Source organism: Flintibacter faecis (assembly GCF_014287875.1).
Taxonomy (GTDB): domain Bacteria; phylum Bacillota; class Clostridia; order Oscillospirales; family Oscillospiraceae; genus Lawsonibacter; species Lawsonibacter faecis_A.
In genome coordinates this window covers 118,496-134,515 of record NZ_JACOPN010000007.1, presented here as the reverse complement: position 1 = coordinate 134,515, position 16,020 = coordinate 118,496, and the positions used below count along the sequence as shown (strand labels likewise).

Genomic DNA, 16,020 nt, shown 5'->3' with positions numbered 1-16,020 from the left:
GTTTGCAGCTTGGCAAAAAAGCGGCGAAGCCACTTTTTCGACAAGCTGGGCTTTATTTTTATCACGATGCTTCACCACAATTCCTCCACCGCCGTTCCGGTATAATACCAGGTTAGGATCTCCCGAAAGCCCTTCCCCTCTTTGGCCAGGGCGTTGGCCCCATACTGGCTCATACCCACCCCGTGGCCATAGCCGGTGACGGAGAAGGTGAACTTGCTCCCGTCCCAGGATACGGTGAAGGCCGCCGAGCGCAGGGAGAACAGGCCGCGCACCTGGCTTCCGGTGAGGGTTATGCCTCCCAGGGGGATAGAGCGCACCGTGCCACCCGCGTCCCGGTCTGCCGGGCCGAACCAGCCCGATGGGTCCCCGGATAGGTCGGCCCCGGGATAGGCATCCAGCACCGCCCGGTGTACCTCCTGGGCCGTCTTGTCCACCTGGGTGTGGTAGTTGGGCACCTCCTCCCCCTCGGGGCTGTCCACCCCGGTGAGATAGTCCACCCGGCTGCCCCACACCGCCGCCGCATCCACGGTCCGCCCGGGGGAGGAGGAGAAGAACAGAGCCTGGATGGGTTCCCCGCCATAGGTCACCCCCAGGCCGTCGGTGTCCGCCACGGCCCGGGCGATCTTCTCGCTGTAGCTCTGGGCGTTCAGCCCCCACCGGGCCTGGGCATCCGAGCGTTCGATGTAGGCCTGACAGCAGGTGCTGTCGGCGCAGATGTCCGCGTCCGGGTGCTTGTGCCCGGCGCTCTTTTGCAGCACGGCGGTGTAGGTCCGGGCGGCGCAGGTCTGGGCCTTCAGCGCCTCCTCCTCAAAGGAGGCGGGCATCTCCGCCGCCACCACGCCCCACAGATAGTCGGCCATGGTCAGCTCCTCCACCGTGCCGTCCTTCTTCAGCAGCCGCACCGTCCGCCCCCCGTCCCGTTTTCCTGTTGGGACAGCGGTCGTTGTGCCAGACGGGGCGCTCTCCCCGCTGACGGCGGACTGTCCGTCCCCCTTGGCCTCCGGCCCCGGCACCAGCAGACCGGGCAGCAGAAACAGCAGCCCCGTCACCGCCAGGGCCGCCGCCGCCCCCCGGACGGCGCTCCCGGCCCCGCCCCCTGTCTTCTTTCGTTCCGCTCCCATGGCCATACCCTCCCTGTCCAGATGGTACAGGGTATGCGGGGGCGGGGCGGGCTATTCCCCGCCCCAGAGGATGTTCTCAGAAATTTCACTTAGGGCCTGGGCGGCCTCCATGTCGTAGCGGTGGCTGCGGGCCAGGTCGGCCAGGGAGAGCATCCCCACCAGCCGCCCCTCCTCCACCACGGGCAGGCGGCGGACCTGCTGCTTTGACATGAGCCGGGCGGCCTGGCGGCAGTCGGCGTGGGGGGAGACGGCGGTGCAGCTGCGGGTCATGATGTCCCGCACCATGGTCTGGGCCGGGTCCTCCTCCGCCGCCACGCACCGCAGCACGATGTCCCGGTCCGTCACCATCCCCCGCAGCCGTCCGTCTCCGGCGCACACGGGCAGGGCCCCCAGATTGTGGCGGCTGAGCAGCCGGGCGGCCAGGGCGGCGGTGGCCGTGGGCTCCACCCACACCACGCCGGGGTTCATCAGTTCCTTTACTTCCATAAAAAATCACCCCTCCGGTTTGGAACGTCTTCTGCGTTCAGTGTGCCCGGAGGGGCGCTTTTTTATGCGGGTCTCATCGGCCAAGCCAGGCGGAATAGTCGGCGGCGGTCTTTACCCGGCCCACGGCGGACAGGGAGGCCAGGTCCATCTGGAAGATATTTTGCGCCAGGTCCCGGAGCTGCTGCCGGGTGACGGCATCGTATTGGGCGAGCAGCTCGTCCATCTCCCGCACCCGGCCATACAGCAGGACGGAGGCCCCCAGCTGGCTCATGCGGCTTTGGATGGACTCAGAGCCCATGAGCAGGTTGGCCTTGGCCTGCTCCCGCACCCGGTCCAGCTCCTCCTGGGTGGGGCCGTGGTCGGCCAGCTCGCACACCAGATTCCGCATGGCATCCAGGGCCTGGCCCTCCTGCTCCCGATTCAGGGCGGCGTACACCCCCAAAAAGCCGGCATCGGCGTGGTCGGACACATAGGAGTATACGGTATAGCACAGACCCCGCTTTTCCCGCAGCTCCTGGAACAGGCGGGAGGAGCAGCCCCCGCCCAGCAGGGCGTTGAGCAGCAGCAGCTGGGGCCGCCGGGCATCCAGATAGGTGAGAGAGGGGAAGGCCAGGATCAGGTGGTTTTGCTCGATGGCCTTCTTCCGGGCGGTGACGGCGGGGCGATAGGCCGCAGGCTTGGTCTGGGCCACGGGGCCGGGCTCCAGCTGGGCCAGGCAGTCCTTTAGGCGGTCCACCTGCCCCTGGGTAAAGCTGCCCGCCAGGGCGGCCACCAGGGCCCCGGGGCGGTAGTGCTCCCGCTGCCATTGGGCCAGCCACTCCCCGGTCATGGGGGTCAGGGTGGCCTGGGTGCCCAGAATGGGCCGGGCCAGGGGGCTGCCCTTGTACACGGCGGCGGCCAGCCGCTCGGACACCAGGTCCTCCGGGCTGTCCTCGTACATGCCGATCTCCTCCAGCACCACGCCCCGCTCGGTCTCCACGTCCCCCTGGTCAAAGCGGGAGTGGAACAGCATGTCGGACAGGATATCCAGGCTGATGTCCAGGTGTTTGTCCAGACTGCGGGCGTAAAAACAGGTGTGCTCCTTGGTGGTATAGGCGTTCACCTGGCCGCCGATGGCGTCCATATCCCGGGCCAGCTGGGCGGTGGAGCGCCGCTGGGTGCCCTTGAAGAGCATGTGCTCGATAAAGTGGGCCGCGCCGTTCTCCCGCTGGCGCTCGTGGCGGGAGCCCACCCCCACAAAAAAGCCCAGAGCGGCGGAGCGGGCCCCGGGGACCTCCTCCGTGAGCAGCCGCGCGCCGTTGGGCAGAGTGATCTGCTGATACATGATAAAAACCTCCAATGGGGCCATTCACAGGCCCGTCCAGGTCAGCATAGCACAAATGCGGGGCTCCGTCCAGAACAGGGGGAGCTTTCGGCGGCGAAAAAGTTTTCCAAGGGGGTATAGTTCGCCCGGTGGGCGGACAAACTTTCACCACGGAGGTGGTTTTCCCGTGAAAAAACGAAGCAGGCTGGAACAGCTGGGCGACTTTGTGCTGGGGAAGGGCTTTTACATCGTCCTTTTGCTGTGCGTCGCCACCATTGGCGTTTCGGGCTATGCCCTGATCCACAATTTTACCGCCAAACCGGCGGCATCCTCCCCGGCAGGGGGGAGCGCGTCGGTGGTCCTGCCCGATCTGCCCGAGATACCGGAAGAGCCTGCACCGGTGGTCAAGCCGGATACCCAGGCCAGGCAGCCGGACCCGGCTCCCGCTCCCGCAGCTGGTTCAGACGACCCGGAACCCGCGGCCAGGGGACAGGAGCCGGTGGTGTACACCCGCCCGGTGAAGGGGGAGGTGCTGCGGCCCTTCAGTGTGGAGGCGCTGACCCTGGACCCGACGTTAGGGGACTGGCGCACCCACGGCGGGGTGGACCTGGCCGCCGCCATTGGGACCGAGGTGCTGGCCATGGGCCCGGGCACAGTGGCTGAAATCAAACAGGACGGCCTGATGGGTACCACGGTGGTGGTGGACCAGGGGGACGGCCTGCGCACGACCTATGCAAATCTGGCTGCCAAGCCCACGGTGAAGGAGGGGGACACGGTGCGCACCGGGGATATTCTGGGCGCGGTGGGGGACACCGCCATCGCCGAGAGCGGCCTGGCCCCCCACCTCCATCTGGAGACCCGCATGGACGGCCAGCCCATGGACCCGGCCAGCTTTTTGGACCAGGCGTGAATACCCGGGCGGACGGCCGCTCTTGACAGTTCCACGTCCGGCGGGATATGATTCCGGTATCAGAAGAATGCAGGAGGATATCCCATGGACATGGAGACAGAGACGGCACAGGTAAAGGTCATCGCCCACATCCGCAGCGATTTTTCTACAAAATTCGGGATTCCAAGGCAGAGCGGCCTGGTGGACGAGCTGACGGCCCGGATCGTATTTACCCCGCCCTATCGCAGCCAGGCGGCCCTGCGGGGGCTGGAGGGCTTTTCCCACCTGTGGATCATCTGGGAGTTTTCAAAAGCCCGGCGGGAGGACTGGTCCCCCACGGTGCGGCCCCCCCGGCTGGGGGGCAACCAGCGGCTGGGGGTGTTCGCCACCCGGTCCCCCTTCCGGCCCAATCCCATCGGGCTGAGCTGTGTGCGTCTGGCGGGTATCGACCTGCACACCCCGGAGGGGCCGGTGATCACCGTGGCGGGGGCCGACCTGATGGACGGCACCCCCATCTATGACATCAAGCCCTATCTGCCCTATGCCGACTGCCGCCCGGAGGCGCTGGGGGGCTTTGCCCCCGCCCCCGCCGGGGCCCGGCTGGCGGTGGACATCCCCCCGGAGCTGCTGGAGCGGGTGCCGGAGGACAAGCGAGCCGCCCTGGCCGGGGTGCTCAGTCAGGACCCCCGCCCCTCCTATCAGCACGACCCGGAGCGGGTGTATGGCATGGCCTTTGCCGGGATGGAGGTGCGCTTTCAGGTGCAGGGCGACCGGCTGCGGGTGGTCAGCGTGGAGCGGGAGCCTTGAAACAAGAAAAAATGATCCACAAAAGCCGAGGCTTTTGTGGATCATTTTTTTAGAATTGGGGGGACGGATCGCCACGTCGGGCTTCGCCCACCTCGCAATGACAGAATTTGATCGCCGGTGATATGACTTATTTCTTGGTAGCCACTAAGATGCGGATGCGGCCGCCGGCGGAGGCCCCCTGGTTGTCGTACCAGCCCACGAGGGAGTAGTCCGTGCTGTTGACGGCGGACAGGGTGGTGGGGTAATAGCCCTGCTGGCTGCCGTCCCGCAGGAGGACGGTCACGTCCTCGGCCAGGGCGTATTTGCTACTGCCCGCTGTGGCGGTGAGACTGGTGAGGCCGGTGAGGTTCACCGAGGACAGCTGGCGCATCCCCTTCAGGGAGCCGTTGTCCGAGAAGGTCAGCCGGGCCCCGCCCACCTTCACGCTGTAGGTCTGCTGGCCGCTGACCGAGTGGCTCTGGCCGTTCTGGAGATAGGTGTAGCTGCCGGAGAGGCTGTTGCCGTCTGTCTTGCTGGTGGCCTGGGTGACGAAGGCGTAGGTATAGGTGTCCCCGGTGGCCTCGTCCAGAATGAGGCAGTCGATGCTTCCGGTGCTGTCCAGGGAATAGAACAGCACGTCGTCGTCGGTGAGGGAATACCCCGCCAGGCGGGAGGGGTAGATGCGGGCATAGCCGCCGTCGCCGTCCGTGTCCAGGATCTCCACATTGTCGGCAAAGCTGTATCCGGCGAAGCGGGTGCCGGCGGAGTTCACCGTGCCGGACAGGCTGCGCCTGGGGATGGCGGACAGGGTCGTGCCCGACTGGGTGACGGCGACGGACACCAGCTTGCCCACGGACTGGGCCCCGCCGCTGTGATAGAAGGTGCGCACGGTGCCGTCGCTGCAGGCCACCTGGGTCTGGGCCTGGGCGGAAGTGGTGGAGGAGCTGGAGGTGGACGAGGAGGAGGCCGCCTTGGTGCTGGCGATCACCACGCCGTAGTAAGTGGTCTCGCTGTTCTGGGCGGAGACCACGTCCACAATGTCCCCGTCCATACCCAGCAGCACCGTGACCACGTCGCCCTGGCTGAACTGGCCCTGACTGGACAGCTTATAGCTGGCGGTGGAGCTGCCGATGGAGTAGGTCACGCCCGCCACGGTGGCGGAGGTGGGGGCCGTTTTGCTGGGGGAGAGGTCGGTGAGGGTGCCGGTGGCCCGGTCGGTGTACACCCACACGGTGCGCAGGCCGGAGTTGTAGTAGTACACGTCATACTGCTTCACCTGGCTCTGGCCGGACAGAGCGCCGTCCACATAGACGGCGGTGGGGGTGAAGGGGAGGGTGAGCCCGCCGCCGTTGTCGGCCACATAGGGGCCCTTGGTGTCGGCGCTGACCACGGCGGCGGTGGCGCTCTGGTCGGTGGACAGGCCGCCGGGGTTGGTCACGGCGATGGTGACGGTGCGCACCTGCACGTTGCCGGAGCGGACCTCGGTGTTGCCGTTCACTTTGGTGATGGTGCCGGACAGGGTCTCGAAGGTGCTGTCCAGGGTGACGGCGGCGCTCTGGCCCAGGGAGAAACCCGCTGCGTCATCGGCGGGGAAGGGGACCTTCAGCTCCATGGTGGCGGAGTCCCGGATGGTGGCCACCGTCTGGCCGGCCTGGATCTCGTCCCCCACCTCCACGTCCACCGACCACACCTGACCGGCGGCGGTGGCGGCCACGTTCAGGTCGGCCTGGTCCTCCAGCTGGCTGCTGTAGCTGCGCTGGGCCTGCTGAAGGGAGATCTCCGACTGCTCCAGGGAGCTGTCTGCGTCGGAGGAGTCCAGGGTGTACAGCACCGTGCCCTCCTCCACCTGGTCGCCCTCCTCAAAGTTGGCGGTGAGGATGGTGTCCTCCAGCAGGGTGGTGACGTTGTAGGAGTCGGCGGCCTCTAACGTGCCGCTGCCGGTGATGGCGGCGGTCACGTCCCGGCGGGTCACCTGGGCGGTGGTATAGCCGCCGTCGCCTGTTTTGGCGGCCTGGGCTCCGCCGCCCAGCAGGGTGCGGCCGCCCAGACCGATGACCAGGGCCGCCGCTGCGGCCAGAGCGAGGAGCTTTTTCAGGGACGGGCGCTTCTTTTTTGCGGCGCTGGGTTCCCCTGCGGCAGAGGGGGCGGACCGCTTGAGAAGGGGCAGTTTCATGTTGGGACCATCCTTTCCGTTTGAAACGAGTGATATCGTCCCCTATTGTAGCGGCAGACTTTAAACGAACCACGGCCAAAATCGAAACATTTTCAAAACAGCGGCAAAACTTTTTCCGGCGGAGAACAGAAAAACTCCCGCCGCCCCGGAAAAACCGGGGGAGCGGGAGAGATTTTTGGGAAAACTCAGTTCAGATGCCAGATGTCCTCGTTGTACTGACGGATGGTGCGGTCGGAGGAGAAGTAGCCGGATCTTGCGATGTTCACAAGCATCTTTTCGGCCCAGGCGGTGCGGCACTCATAGTCCCGGAGCGCCTCGGCCTTGGTACGGATATAGTCCTCCACGTCCAGCAGGGCCATAAACCAGTCCTTGCTCTTCATGTCGTGCCACAGGGTGGACAGGCTGGCCGGGTCGCCGATGGCCAGCAGCTCCGGCGAGACCAAAAAGTCCACCAGCCGTTCCACCTGGGGCCGGTGATAACAGGCGCGGGGATCATAGCTCCGGTCCCGGTACAGGGCGATGACCTGGTCGCTGGAGGCCCCGAAGGTGTAGATGTTCTCCTCCCCCACCAGCCCGGCGATCTCTACATTGGCCCCGTCCATGGTGCCCAGGGTCACGGCCCCGTTGGCCATGAACTTCATGTTTCCGGTGCCGCTGGCCTCTTTGGAGGCCAGGGAGATCTGCTCGGAGAGGTCGCAGGCGGGGATGAGGGCCTCGGCCCAGGTGACGTTATAGTTTTCCACCATGGCCACCCGCAGCCAGGGCCGGACCTGGGGGTCCTGCTCGATGAGCTTCTGCAGGCACAGGATCAGGTGGATGATGTGCTTGGCCATCACATAGGCGGGGGCGGCCTTGCCGCCGAAGAGCACCGTCACCGGGCGCTGGGGCAAACGGCCGGCCTTGATCTCCAGATACTGATGGATGACGGCCAGGGCGTTCATCTGCTGGCGCTTATACTCGTGGAAGCGCTTGATCTGCACGTCGAACACCGAGGAGGGGTCCAGGTCCAGCCCCTGCTCGGACCACAGCAGGCGGCACAGGCGGTCCTTGTTCTGCTGCTTCACCTCCAGCAGACGGGAGAGCACCGCCGGGTCGTGCTGAAATTGCAGCAGCCCCTCCAGCTTTTGGGCATCCCGCCGCCAGTCCGGGCCGATGCAGTCGTCGATGAGGGAGACCAGGGGCTGGTCGCAGGTCTCCAGCCACCGGCGGAAGGTGACGCCGTTGGTCTTGTTGGAGAACTTTTGGGGATAGATGTCGCAGAAGGGCTTCAGCTCGGTGTGTTTCAGGATGTCGGTGTGCAGCTGGGCCACGCCGTTGACAGAGAAGCCGTAGTGGATGTCCAGGTGGGCCATGTGGACCCGGTCCTCCCCGTCCAGAATGGCCACCCTGGGATCGGGGTGGGCGGCCTTGGCCCGCTGGTCCAGACGGCGGAGGATGGGCACCAGCTGGGGAGCGGCGGTCTGGATATAGGACATGGGCCAGGTCTCCAGGGCCTCGGCCAGAATGGTGTGGTTGGTGTAGGCGCAGGCCGCCGTCACCTGGTCCGCCGCCCGGTCAAAGGTCAGGCCACGGTCCATGAGCAGCCGCACCAGCTCCGGGATGACCATGGAGGGGTGGGTGTCGTTGATCTGGATGACCACATGGTCGGCCAGGGTGTCCGGGGCAAAGCCCCGCTCCTCCAGCTCCGCCAGAATGAGCTGGGCCCCGGCGGACACCAGGAAATACTGCTGATACACCCGCAGCAGCCGCCCTGCCCGGTCGCTGTCATCGGGGTAGAGGAAGGAGGTCAGGTTGTGGGCGATGTCCCCCTTGTCAAAGTCGATGCCCACCCAGGGGGCGTGGGCGGGGTCGGCCAGGTCGAACAGATGCAGGCGGTTTGCACAGCCGCTGCCCGCCCCGGGGATGGCGATGTCATACATGACAGCCGTCACCTGGGTGTTTCCCAGGGAGACGGGGAAGGCGCGCCGGGTGGGGATGAGCCAGCCGTCGGGCTGGAGCCAGGGGTCCGGCTCCTCCGTCTGCTTGCACCGGGAGAACACCTGGCGGAACAGGCCGAAGTGATAGTTCAGGCCCACGCCGTCTCCGGGCAGTCCCAGGGCGGCGATGGAGTCCAGAAAGCAGGCGGCCAGGCGGCCCAGACCGCCGTTGCCCAAGGAGGGCTCCGGCTCCATGGACTCCAGCACCCCCAGGTCCCGGCCCATTCCGGCCAGATAGTCCTTCACCGGCTGATACAGCCCCAGGGCCAGCAGCTGGTTGGACAGCAGCTTGCCCAGCAAAAACTCCGCCGAGAAGTAATAGAGCTTCCGCTCCCCCGTGGGAGCGGGGCGCTCCCCGGCCCGCTGCCGGGCCAGGATGAGCAGGGCCTGATACAGCTGCCGGTCGTCGCACTGGTCGGGGGCCCGGCCAAAGTGCTGTTGGGTCAGCTGGAAAATTTCTTCACTTAGTTGCATGTCAGTTCACTCCTCGTTCTTTGCTGCGCCGCCCCGGGGCAGACGCTGATAGGCGGCGGCCTCCCGGTACAGCCGCCGGGCCAGGCCGGCGCTCATCGCCTCCGGCAGTGCCCGCCACTGCCAGTTGCCCCCCAGGGTGGAGGGGGTGTTCATCCGGGCGCGGCGGTCAAGGCCAAGCAGGTCCTGCATCTGCACCACGGTCAGCTGGGCGGGGCTGGCCCAGAGAGAACGCAGCACGCCCCAGTGCAGCCCCTCCCGGCGGGACAGGCGGAGGTAGTGCCGGGCGAACTTCGCCTGCTCCGGGGTCAGGCTGTCCAGCCAGCCCAGAATGGTGTCGTTGTCGTGGGTGCCGGGATAGGCCACGCTGTGGACGGGGTAGTTGTGGGGCAGGTATTCGCTGTCCTCCCCCGGGTCGCCAAAGCCGAACTCCAGCACCTTCATGCCGGGAAAGCCCGTGTCCGCCAGCAGCTGGTACACCTCCGGGGTGAGAAAGCCCAGGTCCTCGGCAATGATGGGCCGGGGGCCCAGGCTGCGGCGGAGGGCCCGGAAGAAGTCCATCCCAGGCCCGGGCAGCCACTGGCCGTTCCGGGCGGTCTTCTCCCCGTAGGGGATGGCGTAATAGGATTCAAAGCCCCGGAAGTGGTCCAGCCGCAGCACGTCGTAAATTTTGAACTGAAAGGCCACCCGGTCCAGCCACCAGGCGTAGCCGTCCTGTTTCATCCGGTCCCACCGGAACAGAGGGTTGCCCCACAGCTGGCCGTCGGCGGAGTAGTCGTCCGGGGGCACCCCGGCCACCAGGGTGGGGCGGCCCTGGTCGTCCAGCAGGAACTGCTCCGGGGCGGCCCACACGTCGGCGCTGTCCCCGGCGACATAGATGGGCAGGTCGCCCACGATGGAGATGCCCTTTCCGTTGACATAGGACTTGAATTCCTGCCACTGGCCAAAGAAGAGGTACTGCACCCCCTGCCAGAAGCGGATGTCGTCCTCCAGCTCTTTTTTCGCCCGGGCCATGGCCCGGGGGCGGCGGAGGCGGATGTCCTCCGGCCACTCCAGCCAGGGGGTGCCGCCGTACCGCTCTTTCAGGGCCATAAACAGGGCATAGTCATCCAGCCAGGCCTGGTGGAGCAGACAGAACCGGTCAAAGGCCGCCGGGGAGCGGGAGAGCAGCCGGTCGCAGGCACGCCGCAGCACAGGCAGCCGCAGGCGGTAGAGGGTCTGATAGTCCACCCGCTCCGGGTCGTCCCCCCAGGGGAGGGAGGCGTACTCCTCCCGCTCCAGCAGCCCCTGCTGCTCCAGCTCGTCCAGGTCGATGAGATAGGGGTTGCCCGCCCGGGAGGAGAAGGACTGATAGGGGGAGTCCCCATATCCCGTGGGGCCGATGGGCAGGATCTGCCAATGGCTCTGCCCGCTCCGGGCCAAAAAGTCCGCAAATTCCCGGGCCTGCCGCCCCAGGGTGCCCACCCCGTAGGGGGAGGGGAGGGAGAAAATGGGCATCAGAACGCCCGAGCTCCGCACAGACATGGATACCGCCGCCTTTCCAAAGCGCTTGCAGCGCGCCTGACTGGATCTGTTTCTATGGGTTTATCATACCCGCTCTGCCGCCGTGATGCAAGGGCTGGAGGGATTTTATGAACTGTTCCGAAAATCACCGCCCTTCGGCCACGAAAAATTACCCGAAATGCCGGAAAAAGGGACAGATTTTCGTTGTCATTTTTCAAGCGGTCCGCTATAATATATGAAAACCGGGCTGCGCCCGGCAACTGGTATCAGCAGGAGGAAATCGCATGAGCAACTATGTCATCTCTATCAGCCGGGAATTTGGCAGCGGCGGCCGTCTGATCGGAAAGCAGCTGGCGGCCCGCCTGGGCATCCCCTGCTATGACCGGACCCTGATCTTGAAGACGGCGGAGAAGAGCGGCCTGTCCCCGGACTTTATCGCCCGGGCGGAGGAGCGGGCCCGCAGCCGCTTTCACATGTCCATCGCCCCCATCGGCATCGGGGCCCCCACCATGTCCAGCCACGGCATCCCCGTCAGCCACCAGGCATTCTTTGCCCAGTCCGATGTGATAAGGGAGCTGGCCGACCAAGGTCCCTGCGTCATCGTGGGGCGGTGCAGCGACTATGTGCTGGGGGACCGGGACAACTGCCTGAAGGTGTTCATCCACGCCGACCTGGCCAGCCGGGTGCGCCGGTGTGTGGAGGAGTATCACATTCCCCAGGACGACATGGAGCGCCGGGTGGTGCAGATGGACCGGGGCCGGGCCAACTATTATAACTACTACACCGGCCACAGCTGGGGCGAGATGCGCCGGTATGACCTGACCATCAACTCCACCACCGTGGGGGTGGAGGGGGCCGTGGACCTGATCGCAGACATGGTCCGCCACCGGGAGGCCCAGCATGTCTGAGCCAAGGCCCCGCATCCAGCTCTCCTGTGAGCGGGGGGCCTCTGCCGCCTATGCCGATGCGGTGACGGCGGCGGGGGGCATCCCCTGCCCGGGCCATTCCCCGGAACCGGACCTGTCCTGTGCGGGGCTGGTGCTGTGCGGCGGCGGGGACCTGGACCCCGAGCTGTTCGGCTGGCCCCAGGCGGGGGGCGATCCCCCGGACCGGGAGCGGGACGTGGCGGAGCTGGCGCTCTTCCGGGCCTTCCATCAGGCGGGACGGCCCATTCTGGGCATCTGCCGGGGGATGCAGGTCATTGCCGCCGCTTTAGGAGGCGGGCTGATCCAGGACCTGCCCCCGGAACAGGGCATCTTCCACAGGGGGACCCGGCGGGACGATGCCCGGCACCCGGTGCGCACCCGGGAAGGGTCATGGCTGGCGGGGCTGTATGGCTCCATTCTCCACACCAACAGCTTTCACCACCAGGCGGTGGCCGATCCGGGCTTCGGCATGGTCATCACCGCATGGAGCGAGGGGGGCGTGGCCGAGGCCATGGAGCATGAGCGCCTGCCCATCCTGGGGGTGCAGTTCCACCCCGAGCGCATGGCCTATACCCGCCGCCGCCCCGACTGCGACGGCGGCGAAGCCATTTGGGAATATTTTTTGGAGCGGTGCCGGGAGGTGGCCCATGGAGAACACAGATAAAATCGGTGGCCCCATCAGGAACGCCAGGGAGCTGGAGTTTGCTGTCTTCTGTGTGGAGAGTGTGGCCGCCCGCTTGGGCGTGAGCGGTCAGCAGGTCTATCGGGCCTTCACCGAACGGAGCGACATTCTAAACGGCTATATCGTGCCCGAGTACGAGATGCTCCACACCCAGAGCAAGGACTATATCGTCAACGACATCCTGGAGCTGATGCGGGAAAGAGATGTGACTGTATGAAGGCAAACCCCATTCTCCTGCAAAAGAAATATGCTCGGGTCATCGCCTGCTTTGCAAAAAAGACGGGGATCTCCCTCGGCGGGGCGATGGACCTGTTTTATCGCTCCCAGCTATACTGCCTGATGCGGGACGGCGTGTCCGATCTGCACTGCATGAGCGATGACTATTTGGCGGACGAGCTGTCTGCCGAGTATCAAACGAAAGCGCATCACTCCTAACCCATCTCTCTTTGTAACCCCCTGGAGGTCTTTTCAGCATGTCCACATATTCTAAGCGTATTCTGGCCGGGGCGTTGTCCCTGGCCCTGTGTTTGTCCCCGGCGGCGCTGGCCGCCAAAACGGAGGAGCCGCCCCTGGTGGCGGCGGTGGAGGGGCTGTCCCCTCTGCTCTATGAGCCGGACCCGGCCGCTGGTTATCACGCCGCCCTGGCGGAGCTGGCGGGATTGGGCTATTCTGAGCAGCAGGCGGAGCAGCTGTGGGCCCGGCTGGGGGAGCGGGCCATGGGGCTGGCACCCCGGCTGCTGGATTGTCTGGCGCTGGAAAACAGCCGCTTGGACCGGGAGGCCCGCTATCTGGCCTATGTCCAGGCCCACCCGGAGGCGGAGACGGCAGAGATCGTCACCCAGGTCAACCTGGATCTGGACCTCACCCCCTATGACGATGCCCGGCCCATCGATGACCCGGCGGACCCCCTGGTGCTGGTGAACAAGTACCACGGCCTGTCTGAGACCTATGTGCCGGAGCTGGAGAAGCTGGGCGGGCGCTATGGCGTGGGCAGCATGGTCCCCGAAGCGGCGGCGGCCTTTCGGGCCATGGCCGACGCGGCCAAGCAGGACGGTATCTCCCTGCGCAGCGTGTCCGCCTACCGCTCCTATCAGACCCAGCAGGGGCTGTATCAACATTATGTGTCCATAGACGGCAAGGCCAATGCCGAGCGGTACTCCGCCCGCCCCGGCTACTCCGAGCACCAGACCGGCCTGGCCCTGGACATCAACACCGCCAGCATCAGCGCCCACTTCGAGAACACGGCGGAATATGCCTGGCTCCGGGCCAACTGTGCCCGGTTCGGCTTTCTGCTGCGCTATCCCCGGGAGAAGGAGTCCATCACCGGCTATCGCTATGAGCCCTGGCACTACCGCTATGTGGGACAGGACATCGCCCGGACCTGCATGGACCGGGGGCTGACCTATGAGGAGTATCTGGCCGCCCAGACCCAGCCGGGGGAGAATCAGGCCCCCGCCCTGTTCTGGCAGGGACAGGCCCTGGACCTGGGGGACAGAGTGACCCGGCTGTCCGGCGTGACCTATGTGGATGCAGCCGCTCTGGCCGCCGCCCTGGGCTGGACGGGGGAGACGGGGGAGGACGGGGTGCTCCGCCTGTCTGACGGCCTGCACAAGATCGAGCTGCCCGTGGGCCGCCGGGCCCTGCTGGACGGAATGCTGGTGCGCCTGTCCGGCCCCACGGTGGAGCGCAGCGGCGGGCGCTGTCTGCCCCTGAGCGACCTGTGCCCCCTGCTGGGGGTACAGGCCACGGTGACGGACCAGGGGGTGGAGCTGGCCCCCAGGCAGGCCGCCCTGTAACACCAAAGGCTCCGCAGTCCGTGCAAATCGGCGGCGGGGCGTCTGGAGGAGAGAGAAATGGAGACTGAGTGGGACTATCGGCGTAAGCGCCTGTTCGAGATCATCGAGATCGGGCTGCCCGGCGACGTAGCCAGCCAGGTGTATGACGCCTTTAACATTCTGTCTATCGTGATCAATCTGGTGGTCAGCGTGATGAATACCTTCGACGATCTCCATGCCAGATTCGGCCCCTGGCTGGTGACGATAGAGGCGGTCACGGTGGCCTTCTTCGCCGCAGACTTTGCCATGCGGCTGTGGACGGCCAAGTTTCTGCGGCCCAGCCTGACGGAACCCCGTGCGGTGCTGCGGTATATCTTCTCCTTCAGCGGCCTGGTGGATCTGCTGTCCTTTCTGCCCTATTATCTGCCGGTGTTCTTCCCCAGCGGGGCGGTGGCCTTCCGCATGTTCCGGGTGGCCCGGGTGTTCCGCCTGTTCCGGGTGAACGCCTATTACGACTCCCTGGGTGTTATCACCCAGGTCATCTCCAGCAAGCGGCAGCAGCTATTCTCCTCGGTGTTCATCCTGCTGGTGCTTATGCTGGCCTCCAGCCTGTGCATGTACAGCCTGGAGCACGATGCCCAGCCGGAGGTGTTCTCCAACGCCTTTTCCGGCATCTGGTGGTCGGTGTCCACCCTGCTGACCATCGGCTATGGCGACATCTATCCCGTTACGACGATGGGAAAAATATTCAGCATCTTCATTACGTTTTTGGGCGTGGGCATGGTGGCCATTCCAACGGGTATTATTTCCGCCGGATTTGTGGATCAGTATACCCGCATCAAGCGCATCAGCGAGTATGCCGACGAGGACGAGGTCCACTTCATCCGGGTGGCCCTCACCGAGCACGACAGCTGGTCGGGCAAGACCATCCAGCAGCTGGGCCTGCCCCACGGCGTTATCGTGGTGGCCATCCAGCGGGGGCACGAGGTGGTGGTCCCCCGGGGCAGCGTGAAGCTGATGGACAACGACGTGCTGGTGCTGGGGGCCGAGTCGGTGGGCAGCAGCGACCAGCACCATATCGAGCTGAAGGAACTGGAGCTGCGCCAGCACAATCCCTGGAACGGCCAGCGTATCCGGGACCTGGATATCTCCCGCCAGACCCTGATCGTCATCGTCAAGCGCAAGGGCCGGATGCTCATCCCCAACGGCGATCTGACCCTGCACCAGGGGGACCGGGTCATCCTGTACACCCGCACCCGCATGGCCCACGCAAGCAGCATCTGGCTGTGAGAAAGGAAATGCGCAGGGGCTGCTGTCCCCGGCGGCCTGCCCTCTCAGTCAGCTTCGCTGACAGCTCCCCCATAGGGGGAGCCAAGATGACAGAAACGGGCTTATTGACACGCAAAAAAGTCCTGATTTCGTAAGAAATCAGGACTTTTTTGCACTTTTGCGTCCATTGATTTCAGAGGTACAAAATGCGCTTGACAGGATTGGTCTATTTATGATAGACTTCAAGCACAGGGAAGTCTATCATAAATAGACCAATAAAAAGGGGGACGCATCCATGGACGATTACAAACTGGGCGTTGTTGAGACGCATTTTGCAGAACTCATCTGGCGGCACGAGCCGCTGACCTCCGGCGAGCTGGTGAAGCTGTGCCAGCAGGAGCTGCAATGGAAAAAATCCACGACCTACACGGTTTTGAAGAAACTCTGCCAGCACGGTATTTTTCAGAACGAAAACGGCACGGTCACTTCCCTTCTCTCGCAGGAGGACTATAACGCCGTACAGAGTGAGAAATTTGTGGAGGACACCTTCGACGGCTCTCTCCCCGCTTTTCTGGCGGCGTTCACCACAAGAAAATCCCTTTCAGAGAAGGACATTGCGGAAATTCAGTGCATGATCGACCGCTGCGGAAAGGAGTGAGC

The 16,020-nt window shown here is 65.1% G+C and carries 14 protein-coding genes and 1 pseudogene; 9 read left to right on the top strand and 6 right to left on the bottom strand.

Annotated elements, in window-relative coordinates; translation table 11 throughout:
- Positions 1-71 precede the first annotated feature (71 nt).
- The 3 genes from spoIID to H8S55_RS10730 all read right to left on the bottom strand — a co-directional run bounded on the left by spoIID (position 72) and on the right by H8S55_RS10730 (position 2,931).
- Positions 72-1,121 (bottom strand): stage II sporulation protein D, encoded by a 1,050-nt coding sequence (spoIID, locus tag H8S55_RS10740; protein WP_186878974.1) that lies wholly within the window; start codon positions 1,119-1,121, stop codon positions 72-74.
- A 51-nt stretch (positions 1,122-1,172) separates the two neighbouring features.
- Positions 1,173-1,607 (bottom strand): CBS domain-containing protein, encoded by a 435-nt coding sequence (locus H8S55_RS10735; RefSeq protein ID WP_186878973.1) that lies wholly within the window; start codon positions 1,605-1,607, stop codon positions 1,173-1,175.
- Between the two features lie 73 nt (positions 1,608-1,680).
- Positions 1,681-2,931 carry a M16 family metallopeptidase gene (locus H8S55_RS10730; RefSeq protein ID WP_186878972.1) on the bottom strand — a complete coding sequence of 417 codons (1,251 nt, stop codon included), beginning with the start codon at positions 2,929-2,931 and terminating at the stop codon, positions 1,681-1,683.
- A 166-nt stretch (positions 2,932-3,097) separates the two neighbouring features.
- Between H8S55_RS10730 and H8S55_RS14385 the strand changes: the two genes are divergently transcribed.
- A complete protein-coding gene (locus H8S55_RS14385) occupies positions 3,098-3,820 on the top strand; it encodes a peptidoglycan DD-metalloendopeptidase family protein (RefSeq protein WP_186878971.1) in 723 nt (240 codons plus the stop codon).
- Between the two features lie 84 nt (positions 3,821-3,904).
- Positions 3,905-4,606: a tRNA (N6-threonylcarbamoyladenosine(37)-N6)-methyltransferase TrmO gene (gene tsaA, locus H8S55_RS10720; protein ID WP_436233157.1), complete on the top strand. Its 702-nt coding sequence runs from the start codon at positions 3,905-3,907 to the stop codon at positions 4,604-4,606.
- A gap of 127 nt (positions 4,607-4,733) precedes the next feature.
- On the opposite strand, the gene H8S55_RS10715 is transcribed toward tsaA, so the two are convergent.
- The 3 genes and pseudogenes from H8S55_RS10715 to malQ form a co-directional block, all read right to left on the bottom strand.
- Complete coding sequence (locus H8S55_RS10715; protein WP_186878970.1) at positions 4,734-6,758, bottom strand: efflux RND transporter periplasmic adaptor subunit; 2,025 nt, start codon at positions 6,756-6,758, stop codon at positions 4,734-4,736.
- A gap of 185 nt (positions 6,759-6,943) precedes the next feature.
- Entirely contained in the window at positions 6,944-9,208 is a 2,265-nt protein-coding gene (locus H8S55_RS10710; RefSeq protein WP_186878969.1) for a glycogen/starch/alpha-glucan phosphorylase, read from the bottom strand.
- 6 nt (positions 9,209-9,214) lie between these two features.
- A pseudogene (gene malQ / locus H8S55_RS10705) lies at positions 9,215-10,741 on the bottom strand (4-alpha-glucanotransferase); the annotation flags it as partial.
- Between the two features lie 251 nt (positions 10,742-10,992).
- Here malQ and H8S55_RS10700 point away from each other — a divergent pair.
- The 7 genes from H8S55_RS10700 (at position 10,993) to H8S55_RS10670 (ending at position 16,018) form a co-directional block, all read left to right on the top strand.
- A complete protein-coding gene (locus H8S55_RS10700) occupies positions 10,993-11,616 on the top strand; it encodes a cytidylate kinase-like family protein (protein ID WP_186878967.1) in 624 nt (207 codons plus the stop codon).
- Complete coding sequence (locus tag H8S55_RS10695) at positions 11,609-12,298, top strand: gamma-glutamyl-gamma-aminobutyrate hydrolase family protein (protein WP_186878966.1); 690 nt, start codon at positions 11,609-11,611, stop codon at positions 12,296-12,298. Before H8S55_RS10700 ends, H8S55_RS10695 begins: the two co-directional genes overlap by 8 nt.
- Positions 12,282-12,533, top strand: coding sequence for a DUF3791 domain-containing protein (locus tag H8S55_RS10690; RefSeq protein ID WP_186878965.1), 252 nt, complete (start codon positions 12,282-12,284; stop codon positions 12,531-12,533). The genes H8S55_RS10695 and H8S55_RS10690 overlap by 17 nt, the downstream gene beginning before the upstream one ends.
- Positions 12,530-12,751: a DUF3791 domain-containing protein gene (locus H8S55_RS10685; RefSeq protein ID WP_186878964.1), complete on the top strand. Its 222-nt coding sequence runs from the start codon at positions 12,530-12,532 to the stop codon at positions 12,749-12,751. Before H8S55_RS10690 ends, H8S55_RS10685 begins: the two co-directional genes overlap by 4 nt.
- Before the next feature lie 38 nt (positions 12,752-12,789).
- Positions 12,790-14,112, top strand: a complete 1,323-nt coding sequence (locus H8S55_RS10680) for a M15 family metallopeptidase (RefSeq protein ID WP_186878963.1) — start codon at positions 12,790-12,792, stop codon at positions 14,110-14,112.
- Between the two features lie 57 nt (positions 14,113-14,169).
- A complete protein-coding gene (locus H8S55_RS10675; protein WP_186878962.1) occupies positions 14,170-15,381 on the top strand; it encodes an ion transporter in 1,212 nt (403 codons plus the stop codon).
- A gap of 274 nt (positions 15,382-15,655) precedes the next feature.
- Entirely contained in the window at positions 15,656-16,018 is a 363-nt protein-coding gene (locus tag H8S55_RS10670) for a BlaI/MecI/CopY family transcriptional regulator (protein WP_186878961.1), read from the top strand.
- The last annotated feature ends 2 nt before the right edge of the window (positions 16,019-16,020 follow it).